This is a genomic window from Corynebacterium provencense (assembly GCA_900049755.1).
Classification (GTDB): domain Bacteria; phylum Actinomycetota; class Actinomycetes; order Mycobacteriales; family Mycobacteriaceae; genus Corynebacterium; species Corynebacterium neomassiliense.
Map to the genome: position 1 here is coordinate 1,181,150 of LT160593.1, position 19,627 is coordinate 1,200,776.

General features: G+C 68.8%; 17 protein-coding genes and 1 tRNA gene. 17 read left to right on the forward strand and 1 reads right to left on the reverse strand.

The window, feature by feature from the left end; translation table 11 throughout:
• The first annotated feature begins 39 nt into the window (after nucleotides 1-39).
• The 4 genes from BN3906_RS11760 (at nucleotide 40) to BN3906_RS11775 (ending at nucleotide 2,794) form a co-directional block, all read left to right on the forward strand.
• Entirely contained in the window at nucleotides 40-993 is a 954-nt protein-coding gene (locus tag BN3906_RS11760) for a diacylglycerol/lipid kinase family protein (RefSeq protein ID WP_066588650.1), read from the forward strand.
• An 85-nt stretch (nucleotides 994-1,078) separates the two neighbouring features.
• A tRNA-Lys gene (locus BN3906_RS11765) sits at nucleotides 1,079-1,154 on the forward strand.
• Nucleotides 1,155-1,241: 87 nt separating this feature from the next.
• Complete coding sequence (locus BN3906_RS11770; RefSeq protein WP_066588653.1) at nucleotides 1,242-2,003, forward strand: metal-dependent hydrolase; 762 nt, start codon at nucleotides 1,242-1,244, stop codon at nucleotides 2,001-2,003.
• Nucleotides 2,000-2,794, forward strand: coding sequence for a glycerophosphodiester phosphodiesterase (locus tag BN3906_RS11775; protein WP_066588654.1), 795 nt, complete (start codon nucleotides 2,000-2,002; stop codon nucleotides 2,792-2,794). Before BN3906_RS11770 ends, BN3906_RS11775 begins: the two co-directional genes overlap by 4 nt.
• 196 nt (nucleotides 2,795-2,990) lie before the next feature.
• Here BN3906_RS11775 and BN3906_RS11780 read toward each other — a convergent pair whose 3' ends face one another.
• Nucleotides 2,991-3,284, reverse strand: coding sequence for a hypothetical protein (locus tag BN3906_RS11780; protein ID WP_147592962.1), 294 nt, complete (start codon nucleotides 3,282-3,284; stop codon nucleotides 2,991-2,993).
• Between the two features lie 211 nt (nucleotides 3,285-3,495).
• Between BN3906_RS11780 and aspS the strand changes: the two genes are divergently transcribed.
• From aspS to efp, 13 genes are all read left to right on the forward strand, one after another.
• Complete coding sequence (aspS, locus tag BN3906_RS11785; RefSeq protein ID WP_066588659.1) at nucleotides 3,496-5,319, forward strand: aspartate--tRNA ligase; 1,824 nt, start codon at nucleotides 3,496-3,498, stop codon at nucleotides 5,317-5,319.
• 76 nt (nucleotides 5,320-5,395) lie between these two features.
• A complete protein-coding gene (locus BN3906_RS11790) occupies nucleotides 5,396-6,649 on the forward strand; it encodes a phosphotransferase (protein WP_066588663.1) in 1,254 nt (417 codons plus the stop codon).
• Nucleotides 6,650-6,670: 21 nt separating this feature from the next.
• Nucleotides 6,671-8,083 (forward strand): replication-associated recombination protein A, encoded by a 1,413-nt coding sequence (locus tag BN3906_RS11795; protein ID WP_078057408.1) that lies wholly within the window; start codon nucleotides 6,671-6,673, stop codon nucleotides 8,081-8,083.
• Between the two features lie 81 nt (nucleotides 8,084-8,164).
• Nucleotides 8,165-10,894, forward strand: a complete 2,730-nt coding sequence (gene alaS, locus BN3906_RS11800) for an alanine--tRNA ligase (protein WP_066588666.1) — start codon at nucleotides 8,165-8,167, stop codon at nucleotides 10,892-10,894.
• Nucleotides 10,895-10,908: 14 nt separating this feature from the next.
• Nucleotides 10,909-11,448 carry a Holliday junction resolvase RuvX gene (gene ruvX, locus BN3906_RS11805; protein WP_066588669.1) on the forward strand — a complete coding sequence of 180 codons (540 nt, stop codon included), beginning with the start codon at nucleotides 10,909-10,911 and terminating at the stop codon, nucleotides 11,446-11,448.
• Between the two features lie 86 nt (nucleotides 11,449-11,534).
• The gene (gene mltG, locus BN3906_RS11810) at nucleotides 11,535-12,719 is read left to right on the forward strand and encodes an endolytic transglycosylase MltG (protein ID WP_066588673.1); all 1,185 of its coding nucleotides are present in this window, start codon (nucleotides 11,535-11,537) and stop codon (nucleotides 12,717-12,719) included.
• A 1-nt stretch (nucleotide 12,720) separates the two neighbouring features.
• Nucleotides 12,721-13,686 (forward strand): hypothetical protein, encoded by a 966-nt coding sequence (locus BN3906_RS11815; RefSeq protein WP_078057409.1) that lies wholly within the window; start codon nucleotides 12,721-12,723, stop codon nucleotides 13,684-13,686.
• Nucleotides 13,687-13,761: 75 nt separating this feature from the next.
• Entirely contained in the window at nucleotides 13,762-14,295 is a 534-nt protein-coding gene (locus tag BN3906_RS11820; protein WP_066588682.1) for a prepilin peptidase, read from the forward strand.
• Nucleotides 14,296-14,375: 80 nt separating this feature from the next.
• On the forward strand, nucleotides 14,376-15,620 hold the full coding sequence (gene aroC, locus BN3906_RS11825; protein WP_066588683.1) for a chorismate synthase: 1,245 nt from the start codon (nucleotides 14,376-14,378) through the stop codon (nucleotides 15,618-15,620).
• A gap of 1 nt (nucleotide 15,621) precedes the next feature.
• Nucleotides 15,622-17,388, forward strand: a complete 1,767-nt coding sequence (gene aroB, locus BN3906_RS11830; protein WP_066588686.1) for a 3-dehydroquinate synthase — start codon at nucleotides 15,622-15,624, stop codon at nucleotides 17,386-17,388.
• Nucleotides 17,385-17,816, forward strand: a complete 432-nt coding sequence (gene aroQ / locus BN3906_RS11835) for a type II 3-dehydroquinate dehydratase (RefSeq protein WP_066588689.1) — start codon at nucleotides 17,385-17,387, stop codon at nucleotides 17,814-17,816. Before aroB ends, aroQ begins: the two co-directional genes overlap by 4 nt.
• 72 nt (nucleotides 17,817-17,888) lie before the next feature.
• Nucleotides 17,889-18,962 (forward strand): M24 family metallopeptidase, encoded by a 1,074-nt coding sequence (locus BN3906_RS11840; RefSeq protein WP_066588691.1) that lies wholly within the window; start codon nucleotides 17,889-17,891, stop codon nucleotides 18,960-18,962.
• An 88-nt stretch (nucleotides 18,963-19,050) separates the two neighbouring features.
• Nucleotides 19,051-19,614: an elongation factor P gene (efp, locus tag BN3906_RS11845; protein ID WP_066588694.1), complete on the forward strand. Its 564-nt coding sequence runs from the start codon at nucleotides 19,051-19,053 to the stop codon at nucleotides 19,612-19,614.
• Nucleotides 19,615-19,627 lie beyond the last annotated feature (13 nt).

Genomic DNA, 19,627 nt, shown 5'->3' on the forward strand with positions numbered 1-19,627 from the left:
GCCCCGGGCGTCCCCGGGTCACCGGTAGCATCGTCACCTGTGCGAGTCATGCTGATCACCAACCCTTTCGCGACCACGACCAGCAGTGCCGGCCGTGACCGTCTGTACGAGTCCCTGTCCGCCCGACACAGTGTGGAACTCGTCGCCACCACCCGCCGCGGCCACGCCACCGAACTCGGTGCCCTGGCCGCCGGAACCTTCGACGCCGTCGTGGTCAACGGGGGTGACGGTTCAGTCAACGAAGTGGTCAACGGCATGCTCGGCGCACCTGACAGAACCGACCGGCCCGCAGCAGGTGACCTGCCGGCCCTCGGCGTCATCCCGGGCGGCAACGCCAACGTCTTCGCCCGTGCCCTCGGCATCGACCCGGACCCCGTGCGGGCCGCCGCCCAGCTCGCCACGGGACTTGACCGCGGGACCCGACGGCCCGTCAGCCTCGGGCACACCCTCGGACGCTGGTTCCTGTTCACCGCGGGAACCGGGCTGGACGCCACAGTGATCCGGCGCATGGAACAGCTGCGGGCCACGGGACGCCGGGTCACCGACCTGCGCTACGTCACCACGGCCCTGGGCACCTTCCTTTCTCCCGCCCACCCTTCACCGACCTTCACCGTGGAAATGCCCGGCAGGACCGTGGAAGGGGTGAGATTCGGATTCGTCAGCAACACCAGCCCGTGGACCTACCTGGGGCCCCTCGCCCTGCGGACCAACCCGGGTACCGACCTCGACCACGGACTCGGGGTGGCCGCACTGACCTCACTGGCGGTGGTGCCCACCCTCGTCCTGGCCGGCAGGCTGCTCACCGGGTCCCGCAACCCACGGTCGGCCCACCTGGTGCGCGAGGACGACGTTCCCACCGTACGTTTCACCGGGACTTCGCCCGCCGACGTGCAGATCGACGGGGACTACGTCGGCAGGCACAGCCGACTGGACTTCGGATGCGTCCCCGGGGCACTGGACGTCATCGCCCCGGCCCCGGCCTCCTTCCGATGAAACCGGCATCCACCAGCTGAATTGCGCCCCTGTCAGACCGGGGCCTATAGTATCCGACTGTTGCGCGGCGAGGCCGTCGCCACCGGCGCCATTAGCTCAATTGGCAGAGCAGCTGACTCTTAATCAGCGGGTTCGGGGTTCGAGTCCCTGATGGCGCACCACATGACCCGGCCCGGGGGGAAGACGGGCAGGATCAACCGGATGCAGTCGGGGCAGAAACCCCGGAGCCAGGGACGGAGGGGGAGCGGATGGTCCAGGGGCCGACCCATGCCATGTCCGGAGCTGCCGCGGGACTCGCACTGGCAACCACCCTGCCGACCGCCTGGGGCGGCGCCACCGGTGTGCCCGAGATCCTCTGCTACGCCGGCATCACCGCCGGGGCCGCACTTCTGCCGGACCTCGACGCACCCGGCTCGACCGTCTCGAGGTCCTTCGGCTTCGTCACCGGGGTCCTCTCCCGCACCGTCGCGGCCGTCAGCGTCCTCGTCGTCAACGCCACGGGCACCCGAAGGGACACCCGCGTCACCGGTGCACACCGGACGGCGACCCACACCGTCTGGTTCGCACTCCTCGCCGGAGCATGTGCGTGGGCGGCCGGAGGAGTGGCGGGGGAACGCGGCGTCACCGTCATGCTCGTCTTCTTCGCAGGACTGGCCCTACGCGGTCTGTTCCCGGAATGGAGCTCGGCCAGGGGTGGACCCGTGGTCGTCCTCGTCGCCGTCGCAGCAGGGGTCGCCGCCTACCTCACGGTCCCCGCACTGCAGACACCGCTGCTGCCGGCCTCGGCCGTGACCGCCGGAGTACTGGCACACCTGGCAGGGGACGCCCTGACGAAGACCGGGGTCCCGCTGACCTCGCCGCTGATACCGCGGAAAGGACGCCGGTGGTGGAACTGGACCCTGCCCCCGGCACTCACGGTCACGACCTCCGGAGTCGCGGACCGGGCGCTGTGCCTGGTCTTCACCGCGCTCAGCGGGTGGCAGCTGGTGCTGGTACTCATGGAGGCATGACCACCGGAAGGTCGTCGACGGACATCCTCGTCGACGGACATCTCACCAGACTCAAATGGCACCGGGCCCGGCGGACATCCACCGACACCCCTTTCACCCTCGCCCGCATCACCGAAGGTCTGCGCGAGGGGGCGAGCGTGGAGATCGACGTGAGGGTCAGTGCTGACGGCGTCCCTGAGATCCGCCATGACCCCGTCCGACGGTGGCGCCGACGACAGCCGGCACCGGCACTGTGCACTCTCGCCGACGCCCGCATCACCGGTACAGCTCCCGGTGCCGGGGAGGACACCGGCGGACAGTTTCCGCCCACCGCCCTGCTGCAGCTCGACATCAAAGACAACGCGTCCGTCATGACCCCGGCGAACGCCCGGCGGACAGCCGGGGCCGTCGGGGCACTGGCGTCACACGTCATCGTCTCCGGAACCGACCCTCGCGCCGCGGCCACGGTGGCCCGGCAGGACCCGCGGTTGAGACTGGGGCACGACCCCTGCACCCGGCGGGCGGTACTGCGCCTGCGACGCACCGCAGACATCGCCCGTTTCGTCGGCGACGCCCTCGACGCCCAGCCTTCCGCGGACACCGTCTACCTCGACCACCGGATCATCCTTGCTGCGGCCGGTCGCGGACACGACATCGTCGCCGATTTCCACGCCGCAGGAAAACTCGTGGACGCCTACACCCTGACGGGCCCCGACGAGACAACTCTCGCGCAGGCCCGCGCCCTGCTGGAACTGCGGGTCGACCAGATCACCACCGACGACCCCGACGGGTTCGCCCGGTCGCTCGCCTGAGCCGGCCCCGAGAGACACCGACCGTATTCGTCGGGCGGCAGCCGGCGCGCGGCAGGCAGCGGCCGGCCGGCGACCCCCGACATCTCCACTCTTCCCCTACACGACGCTCTTCCGACCTGGCGCCCCGCCGAACCGGGGGCAGTGCCCCAGACAAGGAGCCGGCTCCGGTCCCGCTGCCCGCGCCGGAACCACACCATCAGGGCTGTCTTTTATCCATACCGGTGACCCAGGCGCCCGGTTCACCGGCCGCCAGACCGTAGACGATCGCGCAGACCGCCACGACCGCCGACACGGCCAGCACGACCTGGTTGGCAACCCAGAAGAAGCGGTACACGTCCCTGCGGTCCAGCGGGGTGACGATGGTGTCCTCGACGGACAACTGGTCGGGGATTCCGTCCGAGTCACGCGGGGCACCGTCGTCCGGGCCCTGGGAGGCAGGGCTGCGTCCCGTTCCGCTGTCCGGGGTATCTGCTGGAAGGTTCTCGGCCATGACCCCACGGTAGCGGCTGCCCGGCGGAAACGTCGGGGCCGGGTCACCCGGTACACCCACCCCCGACCACCCGGGAGGCGGGGGAGTACGCTCGAGGGTCGACATGCGCGCACCCTGCCGCCGGGAACCCCGGAGGACGTGCGCCGGTGACAGCCGGGGAGGCCTCTGTGGAGCGCCGCTCCTTCAACCAGATCCGAAAGGACAACGCGACGTGCTGCGGACGCATCTGTGTGGCGACCTTCGCTCCGACGACAGCGGGAAGGAGGTCACACTCACCGGGTGGGTCGCCCGGCGACGTGACCACGGCGGGGTGATCTTCATCGACCTGCGTGACCGCTCCGGCCTGGCCCAGGTGGTCTTCCGCGACAGCGAGGTCGCCGAACGCGCCCATGACCTGCGCAGCGAGTACTGCATCAGGGTCACGGGAATCGTCGAGGACCGGCCCGAGGGCTCCGAGAACCCGAACCTCGCCTCCGGCGACGTCGAGGTCAACGTCAGCTCCCTGGAGATCCTCAACGAGTCGGCGCCCCTGCCCTTCCAGATCGAGGACTCCTCGGGAGGGGAGGTCGGTGAAGAAACCCGCCTGAAGTACCGCTACCTCGACCTGCGCCGCGAACGGCAGGCCGGAGCCCTGAGACTTCGGTCCCGGGTCAGCCAGGCGGCCCGCGGCGTCCTTCTCGACGAGGACTTCACCGAGATCGAGACCCCGACCCTGACCCGCTCCACCCCCGAGGGCGCACGGGACTTCCTCGTCCCCGCCCGTCTGCGGCCCGGCTCGTTCTACGCCCTCCCGCAGTCCCCCCAGCTGTTCAAGCAGCTGCTCATGGTCGCCGGGATGGAGCGGTACTTCCAGATCGCCCGCTGTTACCGTGACGAGGACTTCCGCGCCGACCGGCAGCCCGAGTTCACCCAGCTCGACGTGGAGATGAGCTTCGTCGACCAGGAGGACATCATCTCCCTGGCAGAGAAGATCCTCGTCGCAGTGTGGCGGCAGATCGGCTACGAGATCCCCACACCGATCCCCAGGATCACCTACGCCGACGCCATGAGGCGCTACGGTTCGGACAAGCCGGACCTGCGCTTCGACATCGAGATCACCGAGTGCACCGACTTCTTCGCGGAAACCTCGTTCCGGGTCTTCAGGGCCCCCTACGTCGGCGCGGTCGTCATGCACGGCGGCGCCTCCCAGCCCAGGCGCACCCTCGACGCCTGGCAGGACTGGGCCCGGCAGCGCGGTGCCAAGGGCCTGGCCTACATCCTCGTCGGTGAGGACGGCACCCTCTCCGGCCCGGTGGCCAAGAACATCACCGACGCCGAACGCGCGAACATCGCGGCCCACGTCGGAGCGGAACCAGGTGACTGCATCTTCTTCGCCGCCGGTGACGTGAAGTCCTCCCGCGCCCTGCTCGGTGCCGCCCGCGGCGAGATCGCCGAACGCCTCGGCCTGATCAGGGAAGGTGACTGGGCGTTCACCTGGGTCGTCGACGCGCCCATGTTCGAGCCGGCCGCGGACGCCACCGCCTCCGGGGACGTCGCGCTCGGCCACTCCTCGTGGACCGCCGTGCACCACGCGTTCACCTCTCCGAAGCCGGAGTGGATGGACAGCTTCGACACCAACCCGGGTGAGGCCACCGCCTACGCATACGACATCGTCTGCAACGGCAACGAGATCGGCGGCGGATCGATCCGTATCCACCGCCGTGACGTCCAGGAGCGGGTCTTCGCCGTCATGGGCATCACCGAGGAGGAGGCACGGGAGAAGTTCGGCTTCCTCCTGGACGCCTTCGCCTTCGGTGCCCCGCCGCACGGCGGCATCGCCTTCGGCTGGGACCGTATCGTGTCGCTGCTCGGAGGATTCGACTCGATCCGCGACGTCATCGCCTTCCCGAAGTCCGGTGGCGGAGTCGACCCCCTGACCGACGCCCCGGCGCCGATCACCGCCCAGCAGCGCCATGAGGCGGGCCTTGACGCCCGGCCGGGCAGGACCGGGGCGAAGAAACAGGACACGGTGGCCGGTGCCGCCGGAGCCGACTAGCCCATCCGGCCGGAGTCACCGACGGGTCACCCGGCCCGCCCCGGCCACATCCGACCACCTGCCTGAAGGAGCCGACGTGCTGAGTACCGACACCGTCCTCGACAGAGCGACCCACCTGCTGGGCCGCAGGTTCGGAGGCACCCCGGAGCTCACCCACCCCGAGGACCTCGGGGGTTCCAGTGACTCACTGGTCCTGCGGGCGAAGGTCACCCCGAACCCGTTCCTGCAGCAGCGGTCTGTCGTCATCAAGCAGCTGCCCGCCCTCGCCGAAGGGACACCACCGGAAGCCGAGGCGAATGCCGCGATGATCAGGGAAGTCGTCGCCTACCAGTACACCAACACCCTGCCCTCCGAGAACCGTCCCGGACCGCTGCTGCTCGCCCACGACATCGACGAGCGCATCATCGTGCTCTCCGACGCAGGCACCGGAGAGAGCTTCGCGGACATTCTTGTCCGTGAGGACGCCGCGCAGCGCGCCTCCGCCCTGCGCAAACTGGGCCGCGCACTGGGCCGTATGCAGGTGGCGACCGCAGACGGTGAGGAGTCCTTCGACACCCTCAACCGCCGCCAGTACACCCGCCACGGGCTGCCCCTCGGACAGGTCGGTGAACGTGACGTCGACGTCGCGGCACTGGTCACCCAGGGCCTCGACCTGCTGGAGGGCAGCGGGGTGGAGATCCCCGACGCGGTCGTCGACTTCGCCAGGGAGGCCGGTCACCGGCAGCAACGCTCCAGTCTGCGGGCCTTCACCCCCTTCGACCTCACCCCGGACAACATCATGTTGTCCGACCAGGTCGTCTTCCTGGACTTCGAGTGGGCGGGATTCCGTGACATCGTCTTCGACGTCGCCTGCGTCATCGCCGGATTCCCCCACGACATCTCCACGCCGCTGCTCGACGAGGACGAGGCGAACGAGTTCATCGACGCCTGGGCGTCCGAGGTTGTCTCGGTGTGGCCGGAGGTCCGCGACCACCACCAGCTCACCGAGGCACTGATGACCTCCCTCATCGGCTGGACACTGATGAGCCTGTCCCTGCTCTACCACGGCACCCTGGCGGTCATCGCCGGAGCCGACACCCCCACCGACGGGGCACGCCAGCTCGACCGCCTTCCCGAGACCCACCTGGCGGACTTCGCCACCACCGTCGAATCGGTCCGTCGCTTCGCCACGACCGCCGCCACCTCCGCGACCGGAGCGGACGCGGGCAGGGACGGCAGTGACACCCTCGGCCGGTACACCCGGGTCGCGCTCTTCGCCAGCAGTCTGCTGGAGCGTCTCGCCGAACTCGGGGCAGTGCCCCAGACAAGGAGCCGGCTCCGGTCACGCTGACCGCGCCGGAATCACAGCATCATGGGCGAGGGACTCTTCGAGGTCGGATCCTCCGGACACGGCACCCCGGAACACGGCGCAGGCCGGGAGCCCCGCCGCCGGGCAGCGGACCCTGCACCGCCCTCACGCTCCGCCGAATCCTACTTCCACCCCGGTGCCCATGCCCCGCTGGCGGTGAGGATGCGCCCCCGGACCCTCGACGAGGTCGTCGGCCAGGAGCAGGTCCTCGGTGAGGGAGCCCCGCTGCGCCGTCTGATTGAGGGGCGCGGTGAATCCTCGGTCATCCTCTACGGACCACCCGGGACGGGGAAGACGACCGTCGCCTCCCTCATCGCCGGGACGTCCGGGCACCGCTTCGAGGCACTGTCCGCACTGAACTCCGGGGTGAAGGAGGTCCGGGCGGTCATCGACACAGCCCGGCGCATGCTCGTCGACGGTGTGTCGACCGTGCTGTTCATCGACGAGGTGCACAGGTTCTCCCGCACCCAGCAGGACGCCCTGCTCTCCGCCGTCGAGAACCGTACGGTCCTGCTCGTCGCGGCGACGACCGAGAACCCGAGCTTCTCCGTGGTCGCGCCCCTGCTGTCCCGGTCCCTGCTCGTCCAGCTCACCCCGCTGGCACCCGCGGACATCGCCACTCTGCTGCGGCGGGCGGTGGACGACCCCCGCGGTTTCGGCGGCTCGGTGACCCTCACCGACGAAGCCTGCGACCGTCTCACCGCCCTGGCCGCAGGTGACGCACGCAGGGCACTGACCTACCTCGAGGCGGCCGCGGAGACCGTCCAGGACAGTGGCGGGGAGATAACCGTCGAGACCGTCGCGCTGTCCACGGACCGGGCCGTCGCCCGCTACGACCGTGACGGGGACCAGCACTACGACATCGTCAGTGCCTTCATCAAGTCCATCCGTGGCTCGGACCCGGACGCCGCGCTCCACTACCTCGCCCGGATGATCGACGCGGGGGAGGACCCGCGTTTCATCGCCCGCCGCCTGGTCATCCACGCCTCCGAGGACATCGGCATGGCCGACCCCACGGCCCTCCAGATCGCCGTCGCCGCCCATCAGGCGGTGAGTTTCATCGGCATGCCGGAGGGCAGGATCCCGCTGGCCCAGGCGACGGTCCATCTGGCCACCGCGGCGAAGTCGAATTCGGTGATCTCCGCCGTCGACGCCGCCCTCGCCGACGTGCGGGCGGGGAAGGGTACCGTCGTGCCACCCCACCTGCGTGACGGCCACTATTCCGGGGCGGAGGGACTCGGTAACGCCGTGGGATACCGGTACCCCCACGACGATCCCCGTGGCGTCCTCGCGCAGGACTACCTTCCGGAGGATCTGGCGGGCGCCCGCTACTACGAACCCACCGACCACGGGCGGGAACGCCAGATCTCCGCAACCCTGGACACCCTGCGCAGTATCGTCCGCGACGGCAGGTAGACTGGGCAACCGGCAAATCACCGACCCATCCAGACCAACATCCAGACCAACCCAGAGACACAGCAAGAAGGTTCCGTCAACGTGCAGACGCATGAGATCCGCGAGCGATTCATCAACCACTTCGTCAAGGCGGGGCACACCGAGGTTCCCAGCGCCTCGCTCATCCTCGACGATCCGAACCTGCTCTTCGTCAACGCCGGCATGGTGCCCTTCAAGCCCTACTTCCTCGGCCAGCAGAACCCGCCGTTCCCCAACGGCACCGCCACCTCCATCCAGAAGTGCGTGAGGACCCTCGACATCGAGGAGGTGGGCATCACCACCCGGCACAACACCTTCTTCCAGATGGCGGGGAACTTCTCCTTCGGGCAGTACTTCAAGGAAGGTGCCATCACCCACGCCTGGACCCTGCTCACCGGATCTCTGGAGGACGGCGGATTCGGGCTGGACCCTGACCGTCTCTGGGTCACCGTGTACCTGGACGACGACGAGGCCGCACAGATCTGGCACGAGAAGATCGGCGTGCCCGAGGAACGTATCCAGCGCCTCGGGATGGCGGACAACTACTGGTCCATGGGAATCCCCGGCCCCTGCGGGCCCTGCTCCGAGATCTACTACGACCGTGGCGAGGAGTACGGACGCTACGGTGGACCCGTCGTCGACGACACCCGCTACATCGAACTGTGGAACCTCGTGTTCATGCAGAACGAGCGCGGCAGGGGCATCGGCAAGGACGACTTCGAGATCCTCGGCCCGCTGCCGAAGAAGAACATCGACACCGGCATGGGTGTCGAACGGGTGGCCTGCATCCTGCAGAATGTCGAGAACGTCTACGAGACCGACCTCCTCGCCCCCGTCATCCGCGTCGCCGAGAAGCTCACCGGCGCGACCTACGGCCGCAGCGAGTCCCTCGCCGCTGACGGTGACACGACCTCGGCGGCCTATCATGCCGCCCACACCGACGACATCCGCTTCCGTGTCATCGCCGACCACTGCCGTACCGGTCTGATGCTCATCCTGGACGGCGTCACCCCCGGCAACGAAGGCCGCGGCTACATTCTGCGCCGCCTGCTGCGCCGCATCATCCGCTCCGCACGCCTGCTCGGCGCCACCGGAGTGACCATGGAGAAGCTCATGGACACCGTCCGTGAGACCATGACCCCCTCCTACCCGGAGATCGCCGACAACTGGGAGCGTATCCGCGCCGTCGCCGTCGGAGAGGAGACCGCCTTCCTCAAGACCCTCGAATCCGGCACCCGCCTGTTCGAGGAGGCAGCCGCAAAGGTCCGGGCCGGCGGTGGTACGGAGCTCGGGGGAGAGGCCGCCTTCTCCCTCCACGACACCCACGGATTCCCCATCGACCTGACGGTCGAGATGGCCGCGGAATCGGGTCTGACCGTCGACCGGGAGGGCTTCGACGCCCTCATGGCAGAACAGAAGGCCCGCGCCAAGGCAGACAACCGCGCCAAGAAGCACGCCCACGCCGACGTCTCCGTCTACCGTCCCTTCGTCGACAACCACCCCACGGTCTTCCTCGGCTACACGTCCACCGAGGCTGAGGCCACGGTCCTCGGGATCGTCGCCGACGGCGCCCTGGTCGACCGGGCAGGGGAGGGCAGTCAGGTCCAGATCATCCTCGACAGCACACCGTTCTACGCGGAGTCCGGCGGGCAGCTCGCCGACCGTGGCACAATCACCGGTACCGGCGGAGCGGCACAGGTCGACGACGTGCAGAAGACCGGTAAGAAGGTGTGGCTGCACAGTGTCACCGTCACCGGCGGGGAACTGGCCGTCGGGCAGCGCGTCACCGCGAAGGTCGACCACGCGTGGCGTCACCGCGCCCGCCAGGCGCACTCCGGCACCCACCTCATCCACGCGGCACTGCGACAGGTCCTCGGCCCCACAGCCGTGCAGGCCGGTTCCATGAACCGGCCCGGTTACCTGCGCTTCGACTTCAGCTACGGCAGGCAGCTCACCGAGGACCAGCTGCGCCGGATCGAGTTCATCGCCAATGAGGCGGTGGACGCCGACTACACCGTCAACACCGTCGAGACGGACCTCGACGAGGCGAAGAAGATGGGTGCGATGGCCCTGTTCGGCGAGAACTACGGTTCCCGCGTCCGGGTCGTCGAGATCGGTGGTCCCTTCTCCATGGAACTGTGCGGAGGAACCCACGTGGGCCACTCCTCCCAGATCGGCCCGGTGGCTGTGCTCGGAGAGTCTTCCGTCGGTTCAGGGATCCGTCGCATCGAGGCGTACACGGGGGTGGACTCCTTCCGTTTCCTGTCCGACCAGCACCAGCTGTCCGACTCCCTCGCGACCCGCCTGCGGGTCCCTGCGGAGGAGCTCCCGGACCGCGTGGACGCCCTGACCTCCCGACTGCACGAGGTCGAGAAGCGGCTGACCCAGCTGCGTGCCGCTGAGCTGACCGCGAAGGTCGGTGACTATGTCCGCGCCGCGGTCAACGTCGGGGACCTGCGGGTCGTCGCCGCGCGCGTGCCCGACGGTGTGTCCTCCGGTGACCTGCGCACCCTCGCCAACGAGGCGAAGGGACGCTTCGGTGCCGACGCCGCGGTCGTGTTCTTCATCTCCTCCGACAGCGGGTCAGGCAAGGTCCCCTTCATCGCCGCGGCCACGGACGCGGCCGTGGAGTCGGGGGTCAGTGCCGGAGAGATCGTGAAGACCGTCGCGCCGTACGTCGGCGGACGGGGCGGCGGCAAGCCTGCGATGGCCCAGGGCTCCGGTTCGGACGCCACGGGTATCGACGCCGCCGTCGCCGCGGTGAAGGACGTCGTCGCCACCTCGGCGAAGTAGGGACGGGGCGAGGAGTGAACGCACACGCCGACGACCGGTCCCGCCCCGCCCCGGTACCCGACCGGCCCGGGGACGATGACGCCGGCAGGGGCCGCAGGCTCGGCCTCGACATCGGGACGGTCCGCATCGGGGTGTCACTGTCCGACCCGGACGGTATCCTCGCCACCCCTCTGGAGACCGTCCAGGCTGACCGGAGTTCCGGAGCGTGGCCCGGTGAGGAGTTCGGTCGTGTCCTCGAACTCGTCGAGGAGAACTTCGTCGTCGAGGTGGTGGTCGGTCTGCCGGTGACCCTGCGTTCCCGCCGTACCGCCTCAACCCGACGTGCGGAGAACTATGCGGACCGTCTGCGGCGTCATCTCGATATCCCGGTGAGGCTCGTCGACGAGCGCATGTCGACGATGGCGGCGTCCAACGCGATGCACGCCTCCGGGGTGAACGAGAAGAAGGGCCGGTCCCGGATCGACCAGGCCGCCGCCGTCCACATTCTGCAGGGTTGGCTTGACGCCAGGAAGGCGTATCTGGCCCGTACAGAGGCCTCAGATAACGATCTGTGATCATTTCGTGCGAGAATGATCGCCGGAGAATGCAGCACCCCTTGTGAGCACCACCGTGCTCCGGAAAGGCGCGGAGACTTTCAGTAATGCCACGAACAACTACAACTGAGCCGAAGTACCGCCGGCGTCGCCAGTGGTCCTTCGCCCTGGCGACCGCCCTCGTGATACTCCTCGTCTTCGTCGTCGTCTACGTCTACTGGCAGCGCGAAGTTGTCGGGACCAGGGACTATGAGGGGGAAGGGAACGGGTCGGTGGTGCTCGTGCGTGTCGAGGAGGGGGACACGGTCTCCGGGCTCGTCCCGCGTCTGCTCGACGAGGACGTCGTCGGCTCCCGGTCGGCGATCATCAGCGCCGCCGAGGACGCCGAACGCACCGGAGAGGTCCGTGACCTGCAGGCCGGGTACTACGCGCTGCAGCAGAAGATGTCCGCGTCCTCCGCCCTCAAGGCACTCACCGACGACAACCGTCGCCTTGGCGTCATCGACGTACCCAACGGGCTCACCCTCGACGACACCGCCGTCGTCGGCGGGGAGGTGCGCACCGGGATCCTGTCGATGATTGCCGCGAACTCCTGCCGGGACGGCCTCACCGACGGCCTGGGCACCTGCGTCAGCGTCGACGAACTCCACCAGACCATCGCGGACACCGACCCGACGGAACTCGGCGTCCCCGACTGGGCGGTCGCCGACGTGAACTCCCGCGGGGCCGACGGTCGCCGCATCGAGGGCCTGATCTCCCCGGGCGTCCACCTGTTCGACCCGACGTCGGGTCCGCAGGAGATCCTCCGCGAGCTGGTCACCTCCTCGGCGCGCCAGTACGAGGGCACCGGCCTGGTCCAGATGGCCTCCACCGTCGGTCTGAGCCCTTACCAGGTGCTCACCGCCGCATCGCTGGTGGAGCGGGAAGCCCCCGCAGGTGACTTCGACAAGGTCGCCCGGGTGATCCTCAACCGCCTCAACGAGAATCAGATGCTGCAGTTCGACTCCACCGTCAACTACGACCTTGACGCCCAGGAGGTCGCCACCACCGACGCCGACCGTGAACGGCTCACCCCGTGGAACACCTACGCCAGGGAAGGGCTGCCGGCGACCCCGATCGCCTCACCGGGTGTGGAGGCGCTGCAGGCCATGGAACACCCCGCCGACGGTGACTGGCTCTATTTCGTGACCGTCGACAAGAACGGCACGACGGTGTTCAACCGTGACTTCGCCGCCCATGAGGCGGCCATCGCGGAGTCCCGTGCGAACGGGGTCCTCGACAGTGCCCGCTGATATGCCCGCTGAGAAGCCCGCTGATGTGCCCGGCGGGACAGCCGGTCAGACGTTCACCGTCGATGAATTCCTCGGGCTGGCGCGGTCGCTCGACCCCGCACAGGTCCGCCTGTGCGCGGTCCTGGGACGACCCGTCGCGCATTCCCTGTCCCCGGTGATCCACCATCGGGCAGCCCGGGGCAACCCCCATTTCCGGTACGTGCGCGTCGAGGCCGGGGACACCGCTGAACTGCGGGAACTGACCTCCGCCGCCCCCGCGTGTGTCGGAGGCTACTCGGTCACGATGCCGGGTAAGCCGGTGGCACTTCAGATCGCGGACACAGCCACAGCCCGCGCCAGAGCAGTCGGCTCCGCCAACACCCTCACCCCGGTACGTGACGGCAGGGGACGGCCCACCGGGCGGTGGTCCGCGGAGAACACCGACGTCGACGGGGTGACGACCTGCCTCAACTCGGTGCTGGGGGACGCCGTGCCTGAGCGTGCCGTGGTCGTCGGAAACGGCGGGACCGCCCGCCCCGCCGTCGCTGCTCTCGTGGCCCGCGGGGTACGGCACATCTGTGTCGCCGCCCGTTCGGAGCGGGCCCTGGGGCTGCGCAGCCTCGTCGAAGGCGGTACAGGGGATGAGGGGGAGTCCCGGACCGGTGCCACCTTCTCCTGGGTCCGGCTGGATTCCCCGGAGCTTCCCGGGGTCTGTGAGGACGCCGGAGTCCTGGTCTCCACGGTGCCGGAGGCTGCAGCGGGGGAGCATGCCGGTGACCTTGCGCTGGCCGGAGCCGTCGTCGACGTCATCTACGATCCGTACCCCACCCGCCTGATGTCCGCTGCGGGGTCGCTCGGCAGGCCTGTCGCCGACGGTCTGCTGATGCTGGCGGGTCAGGGGGCCGAACAGTTCCGGTTGTTCACCGGCTCCACCGCGTCTGTGTCGACGATGTATTCTGCACTCAGGGAACACCTCCGGCTGGACTGACGGTCACCGGCAGACAGGGTCTGTCAGGGTCGTCAGGGCCGGAGGTGCGGCAGGTAGGGGGACCGGGGGTGCGCTGTGAGGATTGTCGTGGTGGTCGGGGTGGTTACGGTGGCACTCGGGTGGAGTGCATCCCTGATGCTCACGGATCTCCGGCAGCTCCGTCTGCCGGACCGGCTCACCCTTCCCGCAGCAGCGGTGGTCTGGCTGGCACTGGGGTGCAGCGGTCACCACCGCGCTCTGGCGGGGGCGGTGGCGTGGTGGGCGCTGTGTGCGGTGCCGGGTCTGTTCTCGGCGAGGCTGAGGATCGGGGGAGGGGACGCCAAACTGGCACTGACGCTCGGCGCGGTCACCGCAGCGGCGGGCGGAGTTGTCGGCTGGTGGACGGCGGTGGCCGGGTCCTCCCTGCTGACCCTGGCGCTGGCTCCGGTATGTGCGGCCCGGGCGACGGAGAGGACCGGGAGGACAGGGACGGCCGGGAGGACAGGGACGGCCGGGAGGGCAGGGGATCCGGGGACCGACGGCAGCCCTGCCGGACCAGGGCGTCCAAGGGTTCCGCACGGCCCGGGAATGCTCGTGGCGTCCTGGCTCTCAGTACTTCTCACTGTGTGACACAACCTGCCGGCCGAGGTTCCACCCCGTGAGGTGGGGTCATGTGACGCCTCCGCCCACGCCGTGCCACAATGGCCCTTATGCTTCGTTGGACGACTGCCGGGGAATCCCACGGCCAGGCCCTTGTCACCATCGTCGAGAACCTCCCGGCGGGGGTGCCCTTCACCCGCGCTGAGGTCTCCCGCCAGCTCGCCCGCCGCCGCCTCGGATACGGCCGTGGCGCACGCATGAAGTTCGAGGCAGACGAGGTCACTTTTCTCGGTGGCGTCCGTCACGGTCTCACCCTCGGTTCCCCTGTCGCGGTGATGATCGGCAACACCGAGTGGCCGAAGTGGACGACGATCATGTCCGCCGACCCGGTCGACCGCGACGATCCTGAGGTCGCCAAGGAGATGAACTCCGGGAGGGGTGCCCGTCTCACCCGTCCACGTCCGGGTCACGCCGACCTGTCCGGGATGCTCAAGTACGGCCACACCGAGGCCCGTCCCGTTCTGGAGCGCTCCAGCGCCCGCGAGACAGCCGCCAGGGTCGCCGCCGGGACCGTCGCCCGGGCACTGCTGCGTGAGGTGACCGGCGCCGAGGTCGTCAGCCACGTGATCTCGATCGGGGAATCGGCCCCCTATGACGGGCCGGTGCCGGGTCCCGGTGACCTGGATGCGGTGGACGCCTCCCCGGTGCGGGCCTTCACCGGGTTCACCGACGAGCACGAGAAGTCCATGGTCGCGCAGATCGATGCCGCGAAGAAGTCCGGGGACACCCTCGGGGGTGTCGTCGAGGTCGTCGTCACCGGACTTCCCGTGGGACTGGGGAGCCATGTCTCCTGGGACTCCCGTCTCGACGGACGGCTGGCACAGGCGCTCATGAGTATCCAGGCCATCAAGGGTGTGGAGATCGGAGACGGTTTCGCCGAGGCCCGCCGCCGCGGGTCAGCCGCCCACGACGAGATCCGTCCCGCCGCTCACGGGATCGTCCGGGACACCAACCGTGCCGGGGGGCTGGAGGGTGGCATGACCAACGGGGAACCCCTGCGGGTCCGTGCCGCAATGAAACCGATATCCACTGTGCCCCGTGCCCTCGCCACCGTCGACACGGACACCGGTGCCCCGGCCAGCGGCATCCACCAGAGATCTGACGTGTGTGCCGTCCCCGCCGCCGGGGTCGTCGCCGAGGCCATGGTCGCGCTCGTCCTGGCAGGGGCACTGCTCGACAAGTTCGGCGGGGATTCCCTGGAGGAGACGCGCCGCAACTGCACGGCCTATCTCGCCGACGTCGACGAACGCCTGAGGTGGGACAACCGGTCCGCCGACCCCGAGGAGGGCAGATAGCATGACGACACGGCAGGAGGGGACGCCCCGGCCGAATCCCCGAGTGGTGCTGGTGGGACTTCCCGGGGCGGGGAAGTCCACCATCGGCCGCCGCCTGGCCCACGCCCTGCACTGCGGGGTCGTGGACACGGACGTACTCATCGAGGAGGCCCAGGGAGCCCCCTGCGGGGACGTTTTCTCCGCTCTCGGAGAGCCGGCGTTCCGCGAACTTGAGGAGACCCTGGTCCGGCAGGCCCTGGACACCGACGGGATCGTGTCCCTGGGCGGAGGTGCGGTGATCTCGCCGAAGACCCGGGCCCTGCTCGACGACCATCTCGTCATCCATCTCCGGGTGTCCCCGGAGGAGGGTGTGAGACGGACATCGGTCGACGATTCCCGCCCCGTGCTCGCCGGGGCTGACCCCGTGGCACGCTACCGGCAGCTGCAGGAGGAACGTGACCCGTTCTACAACGAGGTCTCCGACCTCACCGTCTCCAGTGAGGGGAGGGATCCCCGGCAGACAGTCGCGGAGATACTCTATTTCCTCGAGGCGCTCGAGGAACCCGCCTCTCCGCACGGTCGCGGCAGTCGCGACGACAGGGACGACAGAGACGGCAGAGACGGCACAGCGGCCGCAGGGGAGAGCACGGTGACCGGACTGGGTGCGGCCACGGAAGCGGACCCGGACGCCGCGGGGACGGCATTCCACCGGATCCGGGTCGCCACCGGCTCCCCCTACGACGTGACAGTCGGCAGGGACCTCACGGGATGCGTCGCCCGGGCGGTTCCGGAGGCCGGGAGGGCGGTCATTCTCCACCAGCCGCCCCTGTCCGGTCTGGCGCAACGGGTGGCGGAGGGTTTCCGTTCCCGCGGCGTGGAGGTGACCCTCCACGAGACCCCTGACGCCGAGGACGCCAAGACCGTCGCCGGCGCGGCCGAATGCTGGGACGTGTGCGCGTCCGCAGGACTGACCCGCCAGGACGTGGTCGTGGGTGTCGGCGGCGGTGCCACCACCGACCTCGCCGGTTTCATCGCCGCGACCTGGATGCGCGGCATCCGGGTCGTCCACTACCCGACTACCCTGCTGGCGATGGTCGACGCGGCGGTCGGAGGAAAGACCGGGATCAACACTGCGGCAGGAAAGAACCTGGTCGGTGCCTTCCATGAACCCCGTGCAGTCTTCGTCGACCTGGATGTCCTGGACTCTCTTCCCGCCGCGGAGATCTCGGCCGGTTCCGCCGAGATCATCAAGGCAGGTTTCATCCGTGACCCCGGCATCCTCGACATCTACGAGGCTGACCCGGAGGCTGCTCTCGACCCGCGCGGCGCCCTTCCCGAGCTGATCCGCCGGGCGGTGACCGTGAAAGCGGACGTGGTGGGCAAGGACCTGCGGGAGTCCTCCCTGCGTGAGATCCTCAACTACGGCCACACCTACGGGCATGCGGTTGAACAGCACGAGCACTACCGGTGGCGGCACGGCCGTGCCGTGGCGGTGGGCATGGTCTTCGAGGCGGAGCTCGCACATGCTGTCGGACTGCTCGGATCGGACGCTGTCGCCCGGCACCGCCGTATCCTCACTTCTGCAGGTCTGCCGACCTCCTACGACGGGGCGTCCCTCGGAGAACTTCTCGAGGTGATGGGCCGTGACAAGAAGAACCGGGACGGTCACCTGCGCATCGTCGTGCTCTCCGACCGTGAGGGCCTTCCCTACACCCCGGTGCGTCTGGAGTCGCCGGAAATGTCTGCACTGCGCGCCGCCTACGACGCGACCACGAAGGAGCACAGGTGAGCATTCTCGTCGTCAACGGGCCCAACCTCGACCGTCTCGGCCGACGTCAGCCGGACATCTACGGGTCGACGACCCTGCAGGACATCGAGGACGGACTGGCGGCCAGGGCCGGGGAACTCGGTGTGGAGGTGGAGTTCTTCCGGTCGAACAGCGAGGGTGAGATCATCGACCGGATCCACCGGGCCGCCGACGACGGCGATGCCGTAATCATCAACGCAGGAGGCTTGACCCACACTTCTGTGGCCCTGAAGGACGCCCTGGCCGAGATCACCGACGGGGCCGGCTACGTCGAGGTCCACATCTCCAATATCCATGCCCGGGAAGAGTTCCGGCACCACAGCTACCTGTCCGCGGGGGCAGCCGGAGTCATCGTCGGCCTCGGCGCCTACGGGTACACGGCGGCACTGGAGTTCCTCGCCCGGAGGTGATGACGGACAGGGTGCCCGGAACCCGGAAGTGACCCGGGCGGGCACCGGGACCACGGCGTAGGCTCAGAGGACATGAGCGCAACAGTCGACTACTCCTCCCGCCGGGCTGCCGTGGCCCGCACGATCTCCACCTCCGGCCACCGGAACCTGCTGGTCAGTGACCTGAAGAATGTCCGCTACCTCACAGGCTTCACCGGCTCCAACGCCGCCCTCCTCCTCGGGGCCGACGGGTCCGCCACTGTCGTCACCGACGGTCGTTACGACACACAGATCCGTCAGCAGACGGCGTCCTCCCCGGACCTGGACATCCTGATCTCCCGGGACCTGTTCGGCGAGCTCGACCGTGTCGCCGGGGACGCCGGGTACGCGGTCGAACCCGGACTGCCGGTGGGCACCGCCCGCGCTCTCGGCGATCCTGCGGTCCTCGAGGGCGCAGTGGAGAAGGCCCGGCTGGTCAAGGACACATCGGAGCTCGCCGCACTGCGGGAGGCGGGACGCCTGGCGGACACCGTGTTCACCGAGTTCATCGCAGCGGGCGGCATCCGCGGGGGAATCACCGAGATCGAGGCGGCGGCCGACCTGGAGCACCGCCTCCGTGCCGCCGGGGCGGACGGACTGAGCTTCGACACGATCCTGGCCTCAGGCACCAACGCCGCCAAGCCTCATGCCGGGGTCTCCCGCGACGTCATCGTGCCCGGCCTGGTCACCGTCGACTTCGGGGTGTGGCTCGACGGGTACGCCTCCGACCAGACACGCACCGTCTGCGTCGGGGAACCCGACGAGTTCTCACGCGAACTCTACGGGCTCGTCCACCGGTCCTTCCTCGCCGGTGTTGACGCCGTCAGGCCGGGAGCCGGACTCTTCGCCGTCGACAAGGTCTGCCGTGACATCATCACCGAAGCGGGCTACGGGGAGTACTTCGTGCACTCCACCGGCCACGGGGTGGGCCTGGACGTCCACGAGGCACCTTATGCGGCGTCGCGTACGGACGAGTCGGAGACGCTGGTGGCGGGGGAGACGTTGACGATCGAACCGGGGGTGTATCTGCCCGGCCGGACCGGCGTGAGGATCGAGAACACCTACATCGTCACGGAGGACGGGGCGGAGACGGTGAACCCCTCGACGACCGAGCTGCAGGTCGTGTAGGACCACGACCGAGCTGCAGGTCGTGCAGGACCACCTGCTAGACTGTCGGGTCGATTACCTGTCCGACTTTCCTCTAGGGAGTACACACGTGGCAACCACCGCGGATTTCAAGAACGGTCTCGTGCTGAAGATCGACAACAAGCTGCAGCAGATCACCGAGTTCCAGCACGTCAAGCCCGGTAAGGGCCCGGCGTTCGTCCGCACCAAGCTCAAGGATGTCGTCACCGGCAAGGTCGTCGACAAGACCTTCAACGCCGGGGTCAAGGTGGAGACCGCCACGGTGGACCGTCGTGACATGGACTACCTCTACAACGACGGTGAGAACTACGTCGTCATGGACACGAAGACCTTCGAGCAGTACGAGGTCCCCCAGGAGAAGTTCGGTGACGCCGGTCGTTTCCTCAAGGACGGCATGAAGGTGCAGCTGTCCTTCCACGACGGTGAGATCCTCTTCGGCGAACTGCCCGTCTCCGTCGACCTGGTCGTCGAGCACACCGATCCGGGCCTGCAGGGCGACCGCTCCACCGGCGGCACCAAGCCCGCCACCCTGGAGACCGGTGCGGAGGTCCAGGTGCCGCTGTTCATCGAGACCGGTAACGTGCTGAAGATCGACACGCGCGACGGGTCCTACCTCTCCCGCGTCGCGCAGTAGAGTCACTGATCCC